At 69.8% G+C, this 2,673-nt stretch carries 2 protein-coding genes and 1 pseudogene; 1 reads left to right on the top strand and 2 read right to left on the bottom strand.

The window, feature by feature from the left end; genetic code table 11:
* Positions 1-357, bottom strand: a pseudogene (locus tag L2I40_RS21655) (hypothetical protein); the annotation flags it as partial.
* Between the two features lie 135 nt (positions 358-492).
* On the opposite strand from L2I40_RS21655, the gene L2I40_RS21650 reads away from it, so the two are divergent.
* A complete protein-coding gene (locus L2I40_RS21650; RefSeq protein WP_237217310.1) occupies positions 493-2,313 on the top strand; it encodes a PHA/PHB synthase family protein in 1,821 nt (606 codons plus the stop codon).
* Between the two features lie 12 nt (positions 2,314-2,325).
* Here L2I40_RS21650 and L2I40_RS21645 read toward each other — a convergent pair.
* Positions 2,326-2,673, bottom strand: a 348-nt coding sequence (locus L2I40_RS21645) for a hypothetical protein (RefSeq protein ID WP_237217308.1), incomplete at its 5' end; no start/stop codon positions are given.

Genomic DNA, 2,673 nt, shown 5'->3' with positions numbered 1-2,673 from the left:
GGCGGGAAGCCGCGGTCCGGCGGAGCCCGCCGCGAGCGGCGCCCGGGACTGCGCCCGGTTCTCCGCCAGCCCGGCGGAGATGCGCTCGCGGGTCGCGGGGTCGGGCGGCGTGGGGCGCGCCGGGACCGTGGAGAGGTGCGGCCAGGGCTGGTCGAGGCCTGGCGGCGGCTCCCGCCCTTCCAGATGGGCGCCGAAGATGTTGGCGACCACGGGACGCGGGTCGAGCTCCGCCCAGCGATCCGTGCAGGCCGGCAAGGCGAAGATGGCGAGCAGAAGGAGCGCCGCGCGCGCTTGATCCCCCGCCCGCCGCCACCTAGCCTTTTCCGGTCTGCCGTAGCCTTCGGCGCGCGGGCGCATCGCTTCCTGTCCTGTGCCAGCGAGGGTTAGCCCGATCCGCCGGCGGGCGGAAGCGCCGCCCCGCCGCCGGCCTCGGACAGGCCGCCGCGCCGGGCTTCGACCCGATTCGGCAGGACAGGTTGAGGGCGGAGCCGGATGTCGCAGGACCCGACGATCGAGGACAAGACGAGCTTCCGGCTTCCCGATCCGGCGCTGGTGACGCGCACCATGGCGGACGTGGCGGAGCGGAGCCAGCGCATCGTCACCGACTTCCTGAAGCGCCAGGGCACGGACAGCAGGCCGGGGCCGGACCCGCTGAACATCGGCAACGCCTTCCTCGAGATGACGACGCGGATGATGGCCAATCCAGCGCGGCTCATGCAGGCGCAGATCGGCTTCTGGCAGGACTACCTGACCCTCTGGCAGAACACCGCGCGACGGATCATGGGCGAGCAGCCCACGCCGGTAATCGACGAGGGCAAGGCCGACAAGCGCTTCAAGGACGATGCCTGGCGGGAGAACGAGGTCTTCGACTTCATCCGCCAGTCCTACCTGCTCTCGGCCCGCTTCTTCACCAACGTCGTGCAGACGACGGAGGGGCTGGACCAGAAGACAGCGCAGAAGGTGGATTTCTACACGCGTCAGTTCGTGGACGCGATGAGCCCGTCCAACTTCCTGATGACCAATCCGGAGGTGCTGCGGCGCACCGCAGAGACGGGCGGGGAGAACCTGCTCAAGGGCCTGTCGAACCTGCTGTCGGACCTGGAGCGCGGCAAGGGGCAGCTGCGCATCCGCATGACCGACGAGACCAAGTTCAAGGTCGGCGACAACATCGCGGTCACGCCGGGCAAGGTGGTGTTCCGCAACGACCTGATGGAGCTGATCCAGTACCAGCCCACGACGGAAACGGTGCTGAAGCGGCCGCTGCTGATCATCCCGCCCTGGATCAACAAGTTCTACATCCTCGACCTCCGGCCGAAGAACAGCTTCATCCGCTGGGCGGTCGAGCAGGGCCACACGGTGTTCGTCATCTCCTGGGTGAACCCGGACGAGAAGCTCGCGGAGAAGGGCTTCGACGACTACATGCGCGAAGGCCCCTATGCGGCGCTGGATGCGATCGAGCAGGCGACGGGCGAGAAGGCGATCAACGCGATCGGCTACTGCCTGGGCGGCACGCTGCTCGCCTGCACGCTGGCGCACATGCAGTCGAAGAAGGACACGCGCATCAAGTCGGCGACCTTCTTCACCACGATGGTGGATTTCGAGGAGGCCGGTGAGCTCGGCGTCTTCATCGACGAGGAGCAGCTGCAGAGCCTCGAGGAGAAGATGAGCAGGCGTGGCTTCCTGGAGGGGTCGGAGATGGCGACCACCTTCAACATGCTGCGCGCCAACGACCTGATCTGGTCCTTCGTGGTGTCGAACTACCTGCTGGGGCAGGAGCCGTTCCCCTTCGACCTGCTGTACTGGAACGACGACAGCACGCGCATGCCGGCGCGGATGCACAGCTTCTACCTGCGGCGGATGTACCAGCAGAACGACCTGGTGAAGCCGCCCGCCGACCCGAACGCGATCGAGCTGAACGGCGTCACGATCGACCTGCGGAAGCTCAAGCTGCCCACCTACATCCTCTCGACGCGGGAGGACCACATCGCGCCCTGGACGAGCACCTACCGCGCGACGCAGATCTATGGCGGCAGGATCCGCTTCGTCCTGGCCGCCTCGGGCCACATCGCCGGCGTCGTGAACCCGCCCGAGAGCGGGAAGTACAGCCACTGGGTCAACGACGACCTCCCGCCGGATCCGGAGGCCTGGTTCAAGGGTGCGACGGAGCTCGCCGGAAGCTGGTGGCCGGATTGGCAGCGCTGGGTCGCGGGCCAGGACCGCACGACGGTGCCGGCACGCCGGCCCGGCGACGGCGCGCTGAAGCCGCTGGCCGACGCGCCGGGGACCTACGTGCTGGTGCAGGCGAAGGACTGAGGCGCGGCGCCGTCACCGCAGCGGCCGCGCCAGCGGCTCGCCGAAGCCGACCGCGATCGGCGCCCGCACCGCATCGGGATCGAGCGCGGCGGCAGGGCCGCTGAGCTGCAGCGCCTGCAGGCGCCCCGCTTCCTCCCGCGCGGCACGGGTGGCGAAGGCCGTCTGCGGCAGCGGGCCGGGTGCGGCAAGGCGCGCGAGCGTCACGTTGCCGCCCGGCTCGAACAGCACGGGATCCAGCGCGGCGGAGGCGCGGGACGTCTCGTTGACGCCGAGCGCGATGGCGGCTCGGCCGAGCGCCGCGGCCACCGCCTCCGGCGCGGCGCCGGCGCGAATGCCGAGCGCGTTGCGCCACTCGGCGCG

Source organism: Falsiroseomonas oryziterrae (genome assembly GCF_021864505.1).
Lineage (GTDB): Bacteria > Pseudomonadota > Alphaproteobacteria > Acetobacterales > Acetobacteraceae > Falsiroseomonas > Falsiroseomonas oryziterrae.
The sequence above is the reverse complement of the archived record's forward strand: the minus strand, read 5'-3'. Positions and strand labels throughout refer to the sequence as shown.